The organism is Nocardiopsis lambiniae, assembly GCF_031845465.1.
GTDB classification, from domain to species: Bacteria; Actinomycetota; Actinomycetes; order Streptosporangiales; family Streptosporangiaceae; genus Nocardiopsis; species Nocardiopsis lambiniae.
In genome coordinates, this window is the sequence record NZ_JAVREP010000018.1 from 24541 (window position 1) to 41737 (window position 17197).

The 17197-nt window shown below is 70.9% G+C and carries 13 protein-coding genes; 8 read left to right on the forward strand and 5 right to left on the reverse strand.

The features are described from left to right. Window positions 1-613 precede the first annotated feature (613 nt). Window positions 614-2434, forward strand: coding sequence for a UvrD-helicase domain-containing protein (locus RM479_RS21805; protein ID WP_311513620.1), 1821 nt, complete (start codon window positions 614-616; stop codon window positions 2432-2434). Window positions 2435-2519: 85 nt separating this feature from the next. Here RM479_RS21805 and RM479_RS21810 read toward each other — a convergent pair whose 3' ends face one another. Continuing rightward, a complete protein-coding gene (locus tag RM479_RS21810; RefSeq protein WP_311513621.1) occupies window positions 2520-3872 on the reverse strand; it encodes a DUF6114 domain-containing protein in 1353 nt (450 codons plus the stop codon). A 4-nt stretch (window positions 3873-3876) separates the two neighbouring features. Beyond that, complete coding sequence (locus tag RM479_RS21815; protein ID WP_311513622.1) at window positions 3877-4521, reverse strand: DUF6230 family protein; 645 nt, start codon at window positions 4519-4521, stop codon at window positions 3877-3879. 302 nt (window positions 4522-4823) lie between these two features. Between RM479_RS21815 and RM479_RS21820 the strand changes: the two genes are divergently transcribed. Continuing rightward, complete coding sequence (locus tag RM479_RS21820; RefSeq protein ID WP_311513689.1) at window positions 4824-6596, forward strand: GMC family oxidoreductase; 1773 nt, start codon at window positions 4824-4826, stop codon at window positions 6594-6596. 101 nt (window positions 6597-6697) lie between these two features. Here the strand turns inward: RM479_RS21820 and RM479_RS21825 are convergent, their stop codons facing one another. Further along, a complete protein-coding gene (locus tag RM479_RS21825) occupies window positions 6698-7486 on the reverse strand; it encodes a MerR family transcriptional regulator (RefSeq protein WP_311513623.1) in 789 nt (262 codons plus the stop codon). A 468-nt stretch (window positions 7487-7954) separates the two neighbouring features. On the opposite strand from RM479_RS21825, the gene RM479_RS21830 reads away from it, so the two are divergent. The 5 genes from RM479_RS21830 to RM479_RS21850 all read left to right on the forward strand — a co-directional run bounded on the left by RM479_RS21830 (window position 7955) and on the right by RM479_RS21850 (window position 12904). Next, window positions 7955-8809, forward strand: a complete 855-nt coding sequence (locus RM479_RS21830; protein ID WP_311513624.1) for an SDR family NAD(P)-dependent oxidoreductase — start codon at window positions 7955-7957, stop codon at window positions 8807-8809. 11 nt (window positions 8810-8820) lie between these two features. Then, a complete protein-coding gene (locus RM479_RS21835) occupies window positions 8821-9735 on the forward strand; it encodes an AurF N-oxygenase family protein (RefSeq protein WP_311513625.1) in 915 nt (304 codons plus the stop codon). A gap of 261 nt (window positions 9736-9996) precedes the next feature. Beyond that, on the forward strand, window positions 9997-11529 hold the full coding sequence (locus RM479_RS21840; RefSeq protein WP_311513626.1) for a flavin-containing monooxygenase: 1533 nt from the start codon (window positions 9997-9999) through the stop codon (window positions 11527-11529). Window positions 11530-11556: 27 nt separating this feature from the next. After that, the gene (locus RM479_RS21845; RefSeq protein WP_311513627.1) at window positions 11557-11907 is read left to right on the forward strand and encodes a DUF4873 domain-containing protein; all 351 of its coding nucleotides are present in this window, start codon (window positions 11557-11559) and stop codon (window positions 11905-11907) included. A 97-nt stretch (window positions 11908-12004) separates the two neighbouring features. Beyond that, window positions 12005-12904 carry an alpha/beta fold hydrolase gene (locus RM479_RS21850; protein ID WP_311513628.1) on the forward strand — a complete coding sequence of 300 codons (900 nt, stop codon included), beginning with the start codon at window positions 12005-12007 and terminating at the stop codon, window positions 12902-12904. 60 nt (window positions 12905-12964) lie between these two features. Here the strand turns inward: RM479_RS21850 and RM479_RS21855 are convergent, their stop codons facing one another. Together RM479_RS21855 and RM479_RS21860 are read right to left on the reverse strand one after the other, a co-directional pair. Then, complete coding sequence (locus RM479_RS21855; protein WP_311513629.1) at window positions 12965-14326, reverse strand: four-carbon acid sugar kinase family protein; 1362 nt, start codon at window positions 14324-14326, stop codon at window positions 12965-12967. Window positions 14327-14494: 168 nt separating this feature from the next. Next, window positions 14495-15586 (reverse strand): Gfo/Idh/MocA family protein, encoded by a 1092-nt coding sequence (locus tag RM479_RS21860; protein WP_311513630.1) that lies wholly within the window; start codon window positions 15584-15586, stop codon window positions 14495-14497. Window positions 15587-15817: 231 nt separating this feature from the next. Between RM479_RS21860 and RM479_RS21865 the strand changes: the two genes are divergently transcribed. Next, window positions 15818-17176 (forward strand): ABC transporter substrate-binding protein, encoded by a 1359-nt coding sequence (locus tag RM479_RS21865; RefSeq protein WP_311513631.1) that lies wholly within the window; start codon window positions 15818-15820, stop codon window positions 17174-17176. Window positions 17177-17197 lie beyond the last annotated feature (21 nt).

A 17197-nucleotide genomic window follows, 5' to 3' on the forward strand; every position in this document is an offset into this window, starting at 1 on the left:
GGGTAGGACGGACCCCGGCAGAGTCCTGGACCACGTGGTGGGCACATGGCCGTCTCCCCTGTGCGTTACACGATCTCGCGCCCGGAACGGATCTGCACAGAGCGTGTCCGAAACCGGCCAGTACGTGAGACACCGCTCCAAGGAGGGCCCGAATCCGGGTGTTCCGGAGCCCGTTCCCCTCGCACGGTTTTCGGTCCACCTGTGCGCAGAGGCACTACGTGTCCCAATGCCCCCACCCTCACCGCCCGGATCAGGCATTGTCGCGGCGCGTGATCAAATTTCGGACAGTCGATAAACACCTTTGAGGACACCAGAAGATCGCGGAGAACCGCAGGTCAGGGATCCCCCTCCCCCGCCCCTAGGAAAAGCCCCCGATCACCCTCGAACGGGAGTTCGTAGAACCTGCTCTGACCTGCGACCATGACACGGGGGAAAACCTCCGGGAACCTGACGGGAATCCGACTCTGAGCAGCGTTTGCCGGAATTCCGCGCCGAGCATGTTCTCTGGTGAGAGCGGCGGCCGACCCGCCCTTCGCCCCGACACCGCCCGCCCGCTCCGAGCACCTCGGACCCCGGACCATCACCTGGTCGAAGACCGGAGGAGACCCACGACGTGTCCGCCTTTGCGATCGCCCCGACCTTCCTCAGCGACTTCACCCACCTCACGCCCGACGTCCAGCTCAGCACCCTGGCCGTGATGCGCGCCTACCAGGCCGGGGAACGCCCCGACCTGGAATCCGTGACGGACGCCGCCGACCCCCGGGTCCGGATCGTCGGCATCGCCCCCGACTGGTCCGGCGTCGTCGTCCCGGCCCCGGCCGACGACGACCGCGAGGACGAGGGCCCCGGAACGCACCCGGAGACCCGGTACCGCCTGCTCACGGTGCTCCCGCACGAGGAGGCGCTCCGCTTCGCCCGCCGACTGCTCCCGATGGGTCCCAAGATCGTCCCGCTCGGTCCGGGGGGTCCGATCGATCCGCGCCCCAGCGGGCCGCCCGAACTCGCCGGCGCCCTGCGCGCGCCCTTCCGGCAGTGGCAGGTCACGCTCCACCCCGATCAGCACCGCATCACCGAGGCCCACTACAACGGCGCCGTCCAGATCACCGGCGGCCCCGGCACCGGCAAGACCGTCATCGCCCTGCACCGCGCCGCACACCTGGCCGAGCGCGATGCCGCCGCCCACCCCGAGGACCACCGTGAGTCGGTCCTGCTCACCACCTACAACCGGGCCCTGGCCCAGTCCCTCGCCGACCGCCTCGACCAGTTGCTGCCCGACCCCGACGTACGCGCCCGGGTCCGGGTGGCCACCATCGACGGCCTCGCCCGGTCCGTGGTGCAGGCCCACGGCGTTCCGCCGCGCCTCATCGGCAAGGACGAACTGGCCCGTCGCTGGCGGGCGGTGGCCATGGCCGACGGCCTGCCCTTCTCCGGCCGTTTCCTGGTCGACGAGTGGGAACAGGTCATCCTCGCCAAGGGGCTCGACCTGCTGCCCGAGTACATCCGCTGCGAGCGCAGCGGACGGGTCCAGCACCTGGCGCCCGAACACCGACGCCAGGTGTGGGAGACCATCAGGCGCTATGTCGGTGCCATGCGGGTGGAGGGTCTGTGGTCCTACCCGCAGCTGGCCGCCGAGGCCGCCCGCGTCCTGGGCCGGAGCGGCCCGCTGTTCCGGCACGTGGTGGTCGACGAGGCCCAGGACCTGCACCCGGCCCAGTGGCGGATGGTGCGCGCCGCCGTCCCCGAGGGCCCCGACGACCTGTTCATCGTCGGCGACCCGCACCAGCGGGTGTCCGACAACCGGGTCTCGCTGGCCTCGCTCGGCATCAACGTGCGCGGACGCGGCCACCGGCTCCGGGTGAGCTACCGGGTCACCCAGGAGATCCTCGACTGGAGCATGCCGATCCTGGGACGGCGGGCGGCCCTGGGCATGGACGACGACGCCGACACCCTCGCCGGTTACCGCTCGCTGCTGCGCGGTCCGGCACCGGTGGTGCGCGGCTGCGCCGACCGCGCCGAGGAGCTCACCGCCCTGGGCGACTGGGTACGGGTGTGGCTGGAGGCCGGGGTCGATCCGACCGAGATCGCGGTGGCCGGGCGCAACCACTGGGTGGTGCGCGGCATCGCCAAGGAGCTGACGGCCCGGGGCATCCCGACCGCTCCGCTGGAGGAGTCCGGTGGCGCGGAGGCGGTGCGCGTGGGCACGATGCATCGGCTCAAGGGTCAGGAGTTCCGTTGCGTGGCGCTGGTGGGCGTCAGCGACCACCTGTTGCCGCCCAAGGCCGCCATCGAGTCCGCCGACGGCGACCAGGTCGCCCTGGAGCACGCCTTCCAGCAGGAGCGGACGCTGCTGTTCACCGCCTGCACGCGGGCCCGCGACGCCCTGTACGTGTCGCACGTGGGCCGGCCGAGTCGGCTGATCACCGAGGTCCGGTGAGCGTCCGCTCCCGGTGAGGGGACGGACGGAGCAGACGGGGGCGTCGCGCGGATCGCGCGGCGCCCCCGCCGGTTCTCCAGGGCGGTCAGCCGCCGTACAGCCCGTTCAGGTTCGGGATGTTCATCCGATCGGTCCCCGCCGTGGGTCGGGAGACGTCCACGTCGGTGACGTACATGTACGGCAGCAGCAACGGCGGGGGGAAGTCCGGCGTGAAGGTGAGCGGGATGCCCAGGATGCGGACCCTCATCCGGGTGACGTGCATGGTGACGTCGCCGTCCATGACCATGGTCGGCAGTCCCAGGCTCATCCGGGCCCCGGCCTCCTCGAACCACAGCTCCCCGCCCCGCAGGTCGGCCCGGCCCATGGTGAGCCGGAGGTAGCGCTGCGGGCCGTCGGCGGTCGGGCATTCCACGACGCCCCGGTAGCGGGCGCCGCTCATGGTCAGGCTGTCGGCGGTCAGGCCGGAGGGGTTGACCGAACCGCGAAAGCAGTCGTAGCCCTCGTCGACCGTGATCTCGGGGAGTTCGTCCGCGTCCAGGGCCGCCTGGCAGGCCAGGACCGTGTCGAGGAACTCCTGTTCGCTCTCGGTCAGGGCACCGTCGCCGATGCGGAGCTCGCAGTCGGCGGGGTCGGCCTCCCCGTCCTCCTCGGTCCCCTCTTCGTCGGTCTCCTCCTCCGGTCGCTCCTCCCCGGGTTCCTCGGATCCGGGGTCGGTGCCGCCCCCCTCCGTTCCGTTCCCGGGTGCTCCGGGCGACGGTGACGGGGAAGGCGAGGGGGAGGGGGAGGGGGAGGACTCGTCGTCCGGTCGTTCCTCCTGGCCCCCGCCGTCGGGGAGGAACCAGTCCCACGGCCACCCCAGGGTGGGCGCGGGCGCGGCGGTCAGGAGGAGGGTGGCCGCCACGGGGAGGGCGAGCGCGGCCAGAGGCCGGGTGCCGCCCTCGCCCGTGGGCAGTTGATCGGCGCGGGTGCCGGGGTCGTCCCCGTCGGAGGGGTCGCCGTCCGCGGCCGTGCCCTCGGGGGCCCCCGCCCGTCGGCGCCCGCGCGGGCGCCGACGGACCTTGGGACCCCACGCGAACACGAGCGACCCACCGACGATACCGAGCAGCATGCCGATGACGAATCCACCGAAGTTGGAGGTCACGAAGGTCACCAGGGCGAGCAGGACTCCGACGACGCCGAAGAACGTGTGCTGGGCCGGCTGGAGCCAGCTCAGCACACCGAGCACGATCATCAGCACCGCGATGAGGGTGCCGGACACGCCGGCGATGCCGGCGTAGATGATCAGGTCGATCGGGAGGACGAGGGTCTGCGCGGCCGGGGCGACCAGCAGCTCGATCCCGGCCGCGATGAGGATGACGCCGCCCCAGAACGGGCGGTCGCGCCGCCAGTGGCGGAACCGTCCCCACCCCGAGCGCAGGAGGGTCAGTGCACGGGTCATGGGATCAGAAGCACTCGTGGGCGCCGGGCTTGATCGACAGTCCCAGACCGGACAGCCGCAGTGAGCCCGAGGTGACCGCCCAGGTGGTCATCTTCATGTCCGAGACGGTGATCTTGTCGGCCTGGAGACCGAAACCACCGGCGGGTCCCTGACCGCCGTCGGCCTTGTCCAGGGTGCTGGCGTCGCGGCCGATCTCGATCTCGCTGAACTCGGCGTTGCCGCGGAGCTGCTCGATGTCGATGACGAGGTCGGTCCCCTCCACCGGCGTGCTCGCGCCCGCGGTGATGACGAGGGTGGCCTGGCCGATCGGCATGTCCCAGAGCGAGGACATGCAGAGGTTTTCGAGTTCGGCGGTGTTGACCGTGGACAGGCCGACCGCGCGGCCGGTGCCGTCCACGGACGTGGCGACGTCACCGTACTGGGTGAAGCCGTTCCCGACGAGGCTGTCGGCGGACATCTTGAAGCTGTCGCCGGAGACGGCGAACGAGGCGGCGAGCAGGCCTTGGGTGGTCATACCGCCGAGGACCGCGGCGGCCACGAAACCGGGCACCGCGACGAGGGCGAAACGGCGCCAACGGGTACCGCGCGCACCTTCGTCCTGCTCAGGCGCATCCTGGGACACCTCTGGCGTCTCGGAAGCGTGGGGCATGAGAACCTCCAGTGATCCACCGCCCCGGGGGGCGGTGCGGGGGAGAGAAACTTGCGCCGATGCACGCCTCGCGTGTTACATGGAACACACCTTACTCGGCGGTAGTGACGAACATTACAATAGTTATTGTCACAATTCTAGATGGCGCAAAGAATGTTGCGGACTCGTATCCGGCGCACTACGGACCATCCGCAACCGAGGGATAGCGAGACCTGGACGTGCCCCGAGAGAGCAATGCGGGTTCCCCCGCCAACCCCGACAAGACAACCGATACCGACGGAAACGACCGATTCGACTACGACGTGGTGGTCATCGGGTCCGGATTCGGCGGATCGGTCAGCGCCCTCCGCCTCACAGAGAAGGGTTACCGCGTCGGCGTCCTGGAGGCCGGGCGTCGTTTCACAGCCGAAACCCTGCCGTCATCCTCCTGGGACCTGAAGAACTTCCTCTGGGCCCCCGGGGCCGGGCTGTACGGCATCCAGCGCATCCACCTGCTGCGGGACGTGATGATCCTGGCCGGCGCCGGGGTCGGCGGTGGTTCGCTGAACTACGCCAACACGCTCTACCACCCGATGGACCCGTTCTTCGAGGACCCGCAGTGGCGGCACATCACCGACTGGAAGCGGGAGCTGGCACCCTTCTACGACCAGGCCCGACGCATGCTGGGCGTGCGCACCAACCCCACCGTCACCCCGTCCGACCGCCACCTCAAGGCCGTCGCCGAGGAGATCGGCGTGGGGGACACCTTCCGGCTCACGCCCGTCGGCGTCTGCTTCGGCGACGGTGAGGACGGTTCGGGCGCCCAGGCCTCCCCCGGCGCATCCGTCGGCGACCCCTACTTCGGCGGCGCCGGGCCGGATCGCAGGGCCTGCATCGAATGCGGCGACTGCATGACCGGCTGCCGGCACGGCGCCAAGAACATGCTCACCGAGAACTACCTGTACTTCGCGGAGCGTGGCGGCGCCGATGTGCACCCGTTGACCACCGTCGAACGGATCCGCCCCCTCGCCGAGGGCGGGTACGCGATCGACGCCCTCCGCACCGACGCACCCCGGCGCCGGGAGAACGCCCGCACGTTCACCGCCCGCCAGGTCGTCGTCGCGGCCGGCACCTACAACACCCAGACCCTGCTGCACCGGATGAGGAACGGGGGTCTGCTGCCCCGTTTGTCGGACCGGCTGGGCACGCTCACCCGGACCAACTCCGAGGCGCTGGTCGGCGCGATGAGCCGGCAGGTGCCCTGGCACGAGGACCTGACCCGGGGTGTGGCCATCACGTCCTCCATCCACCCCGACGAGAACACCCACATCGAGCCGGTCCGCTACGGCAAGGGCTCCAACGCGATGGGGCTGCTCACCGCCATCCAGGTGCCGGGCGACGGCCGGACCCCCCGCTGGTTGCGCTTCCTGGGCCGGGCGGTCCGCCATCCGGTGGTGTTCGCCCGCAGCTTCTCCAACCGACGCTGGTCGGAGCGGACCATCATCGGCCTGGTGATGCAGTCGCTGGACAACTCCCTGACCACCTCGGTCGAGAGAGGCCTGTTCGGCGGACGCGAGAAGCTCACCTCACGCCAGGGGCACGGCGAGCCCAACCCCACGTGGATCCCCGCGGGCCAGGACGTGGCGACCCGGTTGGCCGAGCGCATCGACGGCCATCCGGGCGGCACCATCGGCGACGTGTTCGACATCCCGATGACGGCGCACTTCCTGGGCGGCTGCCCGATCGGCGACAGCGCGGAGAACGGTGTCATCGACCCTTACCACCGCCTGTACGGATACCCGGACCTGCACGTGGTGGACGGGTCGGCGATCAGCGCCAACCTGGGCGTGAACCCGTCGCTGACCATCACCGCGCAGGCCGAGCGGGCGCTGTCGATGTGGCCCAACAGGGGCGAGGAGGACACCCGCCCGGCCCAGGGTGAGGCCTACCGCCGGGTGAAGCCGGTGTTCCCGCGCGACCCGGCGGTGCCCGGCGGCGCCTTCGCCGAGCTGCGCTACACCACCTCGCTGCCGCTGTCGGTCGTCCCGCCCGAGACCGCGACGAACAAGGACAGGGCGCAGGATCCCGCTTCCTGAGCGGGACGACGCTCCCCGGGGGCGGGCGGGGCCCGCCCCCGGGGGACGCGAACGGGCCCGGACGGGGGACGTCCGGGCCCGTGAAGTCGGTGGAGGGGGTCTCAGGCCCGCTTTCCGGGCTCGGGGGAGGCGGCGGGGAGGCCGTCGCGTTCGCGGTTGAGGAGTTCCATCGCGTCGGCGAAGTGCTCGCCCATGACGTTGGTCAGCTGCTCGGCCATCTCCTGGGCCAGGACCGCGTCGACGGCCTGCTGGGCGAGCGGGCGGACCTTGCGGATCGCCTCGGCGACCTCGGCGGGGTCCTCGGTGCGCAGCACCGTGCCGGGGGCGTACTCGGCGATGATGTGGTCGGCGACCAGGCGGGTCATGTGCTCGGCGACGTGACCGATCTTGTCACGCAGGTTCTCGGCGATGTCCAGCACGGAGGCCACGGTCATGCCCATGCGCACCAGTTCGACGCCGGCGTGCAGGAGTCGGGGGCTGGGCACCCGGAACCGCAGGCCGTCGCGTTCGATCACGCCGAGGTCCAGCGCGCGCTTTATCGTCTTGGGCGTCACGCCCTTGCCGAAGAGGTCGCGCAGGTCCCCGAGGGTGAGGTAGTCGGCGATCTCGTCGCTCCAGGCATCGCCGATCGCCGATTCGAAACCGAGGATCTCGGAGAGGTCGCCGCCACGCTCCCACACCTGGAACATCTCGCCGATGTTGGCGAAGGTGTAGCCGCGTCGGAGCAGTTGGCCGATCAGCCGCAGACGTGCCAGGTGCGCCTCGGAGTAGATGCCCACGCGGCCCTCCCGGCGGGGAGGGGCGAGCAGCCCTCGATCCTGGTACACCCGGACGTTGCGCACCGTCGTATCGGCCAGCCGGGCGAGTTCGTCAATGCGGTATTCGGCCATGGGACCAGCCTAGAGACACCCTGGAACCTTACTTGTCAGTATCTTCCCGCCCTGGACGTTTTAGATCATGACAACAGACGTTGTCACGTTTGCGACAGGAACGCAAGAACCCGCACATCCACCCCAGGGAGGAACATCCCTACGGGCGATCGGCACTCGATCCCACAGCGGACCACGTCCCTTCGATCGCGCGGGGACTTCTCGAAATTCACTTCAGGATCGTCCGCAATCCACGAGATCGACGCGTGACACCATCATCACCCCTCGGACGCCCCCACGGAACCGCCCGTGAGAGACCCCTCGGACGCGACCCCACCAGGCCTCCCCGCCACCCCCTTCCACCCGAGACCCCGGCGCGCACCCCTCCCCGACCCCGTAACTTACCCGCGAGTAAATTTCCAACGACACCCCATTGCATTGTGACAATACTCGTTGTAACGTTCCGGCAATGACTGTGGAGGAGATCACATGACGACCCCCTTGCCGCGTCACCTGCGCAGGTTGACCGGGCAGAACGCCATCGTCACCGGCGCCTCCGGGGCGTTCGGCGGTTCCACCGTGGCCGTCCTGCGTCACCTCGGCGTGAACGTCATCGGCCTCGACCGCAAGCCCGCTCCGGGTGTCATCGGATGCGACATCACCGACGACGAGCAGGTACGCCAGGGCGTCGCCGAGGCCGTCGAACGGCTCGGCGGTCACCTGGACCTGCTCGTCCACTACGCGGGCGTCGGCCCGGCGGTGGACATCGGCCGGGCCCCGGACGTCCACGTCCACCAGGCCCTGGAGGTCAACCTGCTGGGCACCTGGCGGGTCACCGCCGCCGCCATGCCGGCCCTCCTCCGGAGCCGGGGGCGCGTCGTCATCACCGCCTCCCTGCTCTCCCACCTCCAACTGCCGTTCGCGGGCGCCTACACGGTGTCCAAGCGCGCGGTCACCGCCTACGCGGACTGCCTGCGCGCCGAGTACGGCAGTCACATCGGGGTCACCACCGTCTACCCCGGTTACGTGGACACCCCGATCCACGACAGCTCCCGCGCCACCGGCGTCGCGCTGGACGGCCTCGTCCCCGCCGAAACGGAACGCGACACCGTCATGGCCGTGGTCCGGGCCGCCGGAGCCGGGCGCGCACCGCGCGACGTGGCCTCGACCGCGCTCGGAACCGCCGGACTCCACCTGTTCCGGCACTTCCCCGGCACGACCGAGCAGATCGCCTCCTTCCGGATCGGTCTGCTCCTCGCCGACGGCGCCTTCGCGGACGCGGAGATCGCCCAGGGACTCCACGCACGTCACGGCAGCCCCGCAACCCAGCCGACGGCGTCCTGAGGAGGACGACAATGACCGCAGAGATCACCGCCAAGCCCAAGATCACCGACCGGGAGGACATCGCCAAGCGCCTCCTGCGCGGCTCGGCCAAGGCCTCCTTCGACCCGCTCGTCGAGATCGACTGGGAGGCCCCCGTCGACCCCGACATGTGGGCCATCCGTCCCGAGCGGATCTCCATCTACGGCACCCCGCTGTGGGACTCCCTCAGCGAGGAGAAGCGCAAGGAGCTCAGCCGGCTGGAGGTCGCCAGCGTCGCGACCATCGGCATCTGGTTCGAGACCATCCTCATGCAGATGCTGGTGCGCCACGCCTACCGCAACGACCCCACCACGCTGCACGTCCAGTACGCCTACACCGAGATCGCCGACGAGTGCCGCCACACGGTGATGTTCGCGAAGATGGTGGAGAGGCTCGGCTGGCACACCCACCGGCTCGACCCCGTCGCCTACCACCTGGGCCGACTCTTCAAGGCCATCGCGCACGGGCCGCTGATCTTCGCCGGCGCCCTGTTCGTCGAAGAGGTCCTGGACCAGCTCCAGCGCGAGGCCGTCCCCGACGAGCAGATCCTGCCCCTGGTCCGCTCGGTCGCGCGCATCCACGTGACCGAGGAGGCGCGCCACATGCGCTACGCCCGCGAGGAGTTCCAGCGGGACTGGGTCCGGCGCGGCCCCCTCAACAAGGCCTACAGCAAGATCGTCCTGGGCCTGGTCACGTATTACTCGGCCACGCGCCTGATCAACCCGAAGGTCTACGAGCAGGTCGGCCTGGACCCGCGCGAGGCGTACGAGGCCGCGCGGTCCAACCCCCACTGGATCGACACCAAGACCTGGGCCGCCCGCAAGGTCGTCGGCACGCTGGAGACCGCCGACGCGATCAGCGGTCTGGGCCGCCACTTCTGGAAGAAGGCCGGCCTCCTGGGCCGGTGACCCCACCGGTGCCCCTCCTCGGGGCACCCCACGAACCCCACCGTCGGAAGGCGAAACGCGCCACGTCCTCCGACGGTGGACCCGACCTCTCGGGGGCGAACGCGCCACGTCCCCGAGAGTCGGCTCCCCGGAGGGTGGAACGCGCCACCCCCTCCGGGGCGGCACTCCCCCGGGGGCGAAACGCGCCACGCCCCCGGGGGACCACATCACCCGGCCCGCGAAGGATCCCACCCGCGGTCCGGTCGCACGAAGGGATGGACAGTGACCGACGCACCACCGCATTTCCGGGTGGCCATCATCGGGTCCGGTTTCGCCGGGCTCGGCATGGCCGTCCGGCTCAGGCAGGCCGGGCTTCGGGACCCCGGGGACTTCGTGATCCTGGAACGCGCCGACGACATCGGCGGCACCTGGCGCGACAACTCCTACCCGGGTGCGGCCTGCGACGTCCCCTCACACCTGTACTCGTTCTCCTTCGCGCTCAACCCCGGCTGGAGCCGGACCTTCTCCCCCCAGCCCGAGATCCTCGCCTACATGAAGCGGGTCGCCGGGGAGTACGGCATCCCGAAGCACGTGCGTTACGGGCACGAGGTGCTCTCCGCCCACTGGGAGCCCGGGGACAACCGCTGGCGGATCGAGACCTCCCAGGGCACGATCACCGCCCAGTTCCTGGTCAGCGGCGCAGGTCCGCTCGCCGACCCCGCCCACCCCGACATCAAGGGGATCGACACGTTCGAGGGCACGATGTTCCACTCGGCGGACTGGGACCACGACCACGATCTCACCGGTCGCCGGGTCGCCGTGATCGGCACCGGCGCCTCCGCCATCCAGTTCGTGCCGCGGATCCAGCCGAAGGTCGGTCGGATGACGCTGTTCCAGCGCACCGCCCCCTGGGTGATGTTCCGCCACGACCGCGACATCACCAAGGTCGAGAGCCTGCTGTACGAGCACCTCCCGATCGCCCGGCAGATCGCCCGCAAGAGCATCTACTGGGGCCGGGAGACCTACGTCTTCGGCTTCGCCAAGAACCCGAGGCTGCTGTCGATCGTGGAGCGGCTCGGCCGGGCCAACATCGCCCGCGGCATCAAGGACCCCGGGCTGCGCGCCAAGGTCACCCCGGACTTCCGTGCCGGGTGCAAGCGCATCCTGATGTCCAACGACTACTATCCGGCGCTGGCGCGGCCCAACGTGGACGTGGTCACCGACGGCATCGTCGAGATCCGCCCGAACTCGATCATCACCCGGGACGCGTCCGGGAAGGAGACCGAGCACGAGGTCGACACGATCATCCTCGGCACCGGCTTCCACGTGAGCGACCCGCCCGTCGCCCGCCGTGTCTTCGACTCCGAAGGCCGTTCCCTGGCCGACCACTGGGGCACCGACGCACAGGCCTTCCGCGGCACCACCGTCGCCGGGTTCCCCAACGCCTTCATCCTCGCCGGGCCCAACACCGGGCTGGGGCACACCTCCCAGGTCTTCATGATCGAGGCCCAGATCCGGTACACGATGGAGGCGCTCAAGTACCTGTGCAGGCAGGGACTGGACCGCCTCGACGTACGCCCGGAGGCCCAGCGCTCCTACAACGCCATGGTCGCCGAGAGCATGGCGGGCACCGTGTGGGTGACCGGCGGCTGCGACAGCTGGTACCTCAACGAGCAGGGCCGCAACACCACCCTGTGGCCCACCTTCACCTGGAACTTCGCCCTGCGCACCCGTTGGTTCGACCCGCACAACTACGACCTGCGGGTCGACCGCGCCCGCAGGTCCGGACGCGGCCGGGTCCGCGGCACGGCCTGACCCCCGGTCCCGGCGAAGGAGGACGACATGAGCGGATTCGACGACGACGAAGAGGAGTACCGGGGCGAGGTGACCCTCACCCCCCTCGACGGCGCGGGAAGGCCCTCCGCCGAGCCGATCGGCGCACGATGCCACGTGGCCGGGCACTTCTCCCCGTTGACCGGCGACTACCGGTGGTCGGGACGGCTGTCGCCCTCCCCCGAGGTCACCGCGGCCTACGAGAGCGGTGTGCGCGCGGTCCTGGTCCGGACCCCCGACGGTCACGAGGGCACCGGGACCCTGGCCGAGGCCAACCTGTGGGGCGGCCACCCGATCAACGGCTCGGGCACCCCTCCCTACCCGGTCCCTCGGATCGACCCGAGCGAACTCCTCGACTGACCCCCACCGTCACCCCCCGGGCCGCGCGTCGGCCCGCCCCCCATGGCGCGGCGGCCCGGCCCGCCGCGCCGTTCCCCCTGAGTGAGAGGTATCCCCGATGGCGATCCGACACCTGGGCCCGGCCCGGGAGACACAGGTGCGCTCCGACGACGGCACCCCGCTGCACGTCGAGGTGCGCGGCCCCGAGGACGGGCCGACCGTGGTCCTCTGCCACTGCTGGGCGACGTCGCTGGCCTCCTGGGGCCCCGTGGTCCGGTTGCTCGACCAGAACCTGCGGGTGGTGCTCTACGACCAGCGCGGTCACGGGCGCACACCCGTCCCCCTCACCCCCGCCGGGTACGCCGAGGAGAAGCTGGCCGACGACCTGTGCGCGGTGCTGGAGGCGACCGTCCCCGAGGGCGAGCGCGCCGTGGTCGCCGGGCACAGCATGGGCGGGATGACCATCATGGCCACCGGCGCCCGCGAGGTCTTCCGGGAGAAGGCCGCGGCGGTGCTGCTCACCAACACCGGGTGCGCGCAGCTGACCGAGCGGACCACGTCGATCCCGCTGCCCAAGGCCCTGGGACGGGCCGCCGCGACCGCCCTCACGTTGCGCGCCCCGCTTCCGCTGGGCCCGCGCACCGCGCTGACCACCGCCGCGCTGAAGTTCATCGCGATGAGCCCGGGCGCCGACCCGCGCATGGTGCGCCTGTGCGCGCGCATGGTGCACGAGTGCAACGGCGTGGCGCGCGGCCGTTGGGGCGACATGATGACCCGCCTGGACCTGGACGAGACGGTCCGCGCCATCACGGCCCCGACCGTGATCGTGGCGGGCACCGCCGACCGGATGACGCCGCCCTGGCACGCTCGCCACGTGGCCTCCCTCGTGCGGAACTGCGAGGAGGTCGTGGAGGTGCCCGACGCCGGGCACATGGGTCCGCTGGAGTTCCCCGAGGTGCTGGCGGGCCGGATCGAGAAGCTGGCCGCCGACCACCTGGGCGCCACCCTGGCAGGCTGACCCTCGCCGGTCCGCACGCGGACGGACGCCCCCGGAGAGAACCGGGGGCGTCGTCGTGCGTCAGGCCGGGTCGCGGATCAGGGTGGGCACGACGTGCTCGGAGACCTCGGAATGGACCTGGTGCAGTCGGGCCTGGACCGCGCGGCGCAGTTTGGCCAGGCACTCGACCAGGGTGATGTCGTCGCCGACCAGACCGCCCTTGGCCACGACCGGTGTGCCGTCGAGAGGGCCGCCGCTGATGTGGCCGTGGACCGCCAGCGGCACGACCTCGCCGCCGACGTCGAAGGCGTGCACGCCCAGCTCGTCGAACAGGCCCGACACCAGATCGCCGCCGGTGAGGTAGAGGCCGCTGGGCAGGGCGTGGACACCGGTGCTGTCGGCGATCTCGTGGACGGCGTCGGAGACCAGGCGGGCGATGCGGCCGGGCAGCTCGGCCCGGGCCCGGACGGGCAGCGCGCGCACCCGGTCGGAGGTCGTGATGACCCGCAGTACGCACAGGTCGGGGAACCCGGCGGCGAGGAGTTTCTCCGTGAGTTCGACGGCGACCTCGTCGGCGTGGTCGCTCTCGGGGTCGGTGAAGGCGACCGCGTCCAGGTCGACGAAGCGGACCGCGCCGGTGCGCGCCACCGTGGCCAGCTGGCGTCGGGTCAGGTCGGTGGTGCTGGCCGCGACCCCCAGGAGGGGGCCGCGCGTGCCGGCCTGGCCGCGCAGGCGCAGGGCGTAGGCGAGCAGCGCCCCGGTCGGTCCGGGGTCCACCGACACCCACACCGTGCCGTCCTCGTGGTGGGCGGCTGCGGCGGCCTCGGCGATGTCGGTGAGGTGCCGCTCGGTGGTGGCGTCGCACAGCACCACGGGCTCGTCACCGGCCAGGAGTTCGGCGGTGAGCATGCTCTGGGTGACCTGGCGGACCGGGACGTGGCGAACGGGGAGCCCGCTCTGGGCCGCGACGATGTCGGCGACCACCCCCGTGGCCATGGGGCACAGGGGGTCGTCGACGAGTTCGGTGTCCTGGAGGGGGACCCCGTTGAGGAGTTGGACGCCGTTCTCGGTGGTGCGCCCGCTCCCGGGGAAGGCCGGGGTGAACAGCACCCGGACCCGGGTCCCGGCGGGCACCCGGTCGCGGACCTCCCGGTAGGCGGCCTCCAGTTCGGCCCCGATGTTGCCGCGCAGGGTGGAGTCGGTGCGCTTGACCACCAGGCCCACCGGCCAGACCGCCTCCACGACGTCGGCGATGAGGTCGACGGCCTGTTCGGCGGGGACGTGCCGGCTGTCGAGATTGGCCACCACGACGTCGTAGTCGCCGGCGACGCGGCTGACGTGTTCGGGGGTCACGGTGGCCACCCGCATACCGGTACGGGCGAACCGGGCCCCGGTCGCGTTGGCACCGGTGAGGTCGTCTGCGACCACGAGGACCTGGGCCACGACAGTCTCCTTCGACGAAACGCTCGGGTAACCTCCCTCCAACATAGGCCCGCCCGGGGGTGCCCGGGGCCGAACACGACCGACCGCGGGAGATGTGCGCGCGGACACCCGGGAGGAGTTCGGGGAGTTCCCCACCGGGTCCGTCCGGGCGCCGTGACCCAGAGGAGGCTAACGGCCGGGAAGGGTGATGACCGTCCCGGTGCGGGCACTGCGCCGGGCGGCCTCGATGACCTCCAGCCCGTGGATCACCTCGTGCGGGTCCACCGGCAGGGGTTCGCCCTCCCCCACCGCGTCGCGGACCCCCGCGTAGAACTCGGGGTAGGCGCCGCGGGCGGAGGGCACCCTGCGGGTGGCCCCGTCCACGCCCACCAGCCCCAGCTCGGCCTCGGGGAGCACGCCCCAGTCATCGGCGGTGGGGCTCTCCCCGGCCAGGAGCCGGGCCTCCTGCCCGTCCATCCCGTGGCTGGTGAAGGCCGCCACGTCCCCCAGGACCCGGAAACGCGGGCCGCCCTGCGCGGTGAGCGCGCTCATCCACAGGTGGGAGCGGGTGCCCCGAGAGTGCCCCAGCGACAGGAAGACGTCGTCGTCGGCCTGCACCCCTTCGCGGAGGGTGTCGATCTCGGCGTAGACCGAGGCGACGGGGCCGAAGAGGTTGATCGCCTGGTCGATGAGGTGCGGCCCCAGGTCGTAGAGCAGCCCGGCACCCGCCTCCACCGCTCCGCTCTCGCGCCAGGTCCCCTTGGGCTCGGGCCGCCAGCGCTCGAACCGGGACTCGAACCGGTGCACCCGCCCCAGGGCGCCCTCCTCGACCAACCGCCACAGGGTGAGGAAGTCGGCGTCCCAGCGGCGGTTCTGATAGACGGTGAGCACCCGCCCCAGCTTCTCGGCCAGGTCGGTGAGCTCGCTCGCCTGGGCGGCGGTGAGCGCGAACGGCTTGTCCACCACCACGGACATGCCCGCCTCCAGGGCGGCACGGGCCAACGGCGCGTGGGTGTCGTTGGGCGTGGTGACGACGGCGATCTCGTAGCGGCCGGCGTCGGCCCACAGGTCGGCGACGGTCGGGTACACGGTGGCGTTCGGATGGCGTTCGCGTACGGCGCGGACGCGTTCGGGGTTCCCGGTCACCACGGCGGACAGGCACAGTCCGGGGACCGCCTCGATGATCGGCGCGTGGAAGACCTCACCCCCCTTGCCGTAACCGATGAGGGCGACGTGCAGTTCGGGGCCGTCGTGCTCGGGAACCTGCGATGCGTTGGACATGTCGTCCAATCTACGGCGCGGACCGCCCCGTGCGAGAGCGTTCGGACACGGTGCGTCGCCAGCGGGAGAGGTGTCGGCTCATGGGCTCCGAACAGCGCGTTTCAGCATCGTTACGAAAGTATTTGCGAATTTTGTAGACATTTTCATGAGATGCGGCTTCGATCGTGTTCCAGCGTGCCGTGGGTCACAGAGCCCCGGTGGTGCCCGTCCCCGATCGCACTAGGGAGAGTCATGCCGAGATCAGACCTCGGGAACCGTCGACACCTGGCACTGGCCGCCGCGGCAGGAAGCGTCGTGCTCCTGTCCTCGGGTTGCGCCTACCTCAGTGGTGAAGGCGGCGGCGGTGGCGGCGGCGACGCCTCCGGCGTCGACTGCGCCCCCTTCGAGCAGTGGTCGGACGTCGAGGGGACCGTCAGCATCTACTCGTCCATCCGTGACGAGGAGGCGGAGCGGATGGACCGCTCCTGGGCCGACTTCGAGGCCTGCACCGGCATCGACATCCAGCACGAGGGCAGCGGAGAGTTCGAAGCCCAGCTGCCCATCCGTCTGGAGGGTGGGAACGCTCCCGATCTGGCCCTCATCCCCCAGCCCGGCCTGCTGGAGCGGGTCGTCTCGGACGGCTACGCGGTGCCCGTCTCCGATGGCGTCAAGACCAACGCCGAAGAGGGCTGGGGCGAGGACTGGCGCGGCTACGCCACCTTCGACGGCGAACTGTACGGCACACCCTACGGCGCCAACATGAAGTCGATGGTCTGGTACTCGCCGTCCTTCTTCGACGAGAACGGCCACGAGATCCCGCAGAGCTGGGACGACATGCTCGCCCTCAGCGACGAGATCGCCGAATCGGGCGTCAAGCCGTGGTGCGTGGGCTTCGAGTCCGGCGACGCCACCGGCTGGCCCGGCACCGACTGGATCGAGAACGCGCTGCTGCGCACCGCGGGCACCGACGTCTACAACCAGTGGGTCTCCCACGAGATCCCCTTCGACGACCCGCAGGTCGCCGAGGCCTTCGACCTGGCCGACGGCGTCATCCGCAACCCCGACTACGTCAACGGCACCTTCGGTGACGTGGAGAGCATCGCCGTCACCTCCTTCCAGGAGGCCGGTCTGCCCCTGCTCGACGGCGGCTGCGCCATGTACCTGATGGGGTCGTTCTACTCCGCGCAGTTCGAGGAGGGCGTCACCGTCGCCGAGGACGGCGACGTGTACGGGTTCGTCCTGCCGCCGCTGGAGGCGGGCGCCGAGGTCCCGGTCATGGGCGGCGGCGAGTTCGCCGTGCCCTTCGCCGACCGACCCGAGGTCGCCGCCGTCCACGAGTACCTGTCCACCCCGGAGTACGCCAACAGCCGCGCCTCCCAGGGTGCCTGGGTGTCGGCCAACCAGAACATGGACCCGTCCGTGATCGAGGACCCGGCGTCGCAGTTCGCCGCCGAGGTGCTGCTGTCCCCCGACACGGTCTTCCACTTCGACGGCAGTGACGCCATGCCCTCCTCCGTCGGCACCAACGTGTTCTGGAACGGCATGGTCGACTGGGTCACCGGTTCCTCCACGGACGACGTCCTGGAGACCATCGAGTCCGCCTGGCCGTAAAGGTCCCCTCCGCCGGGCGGG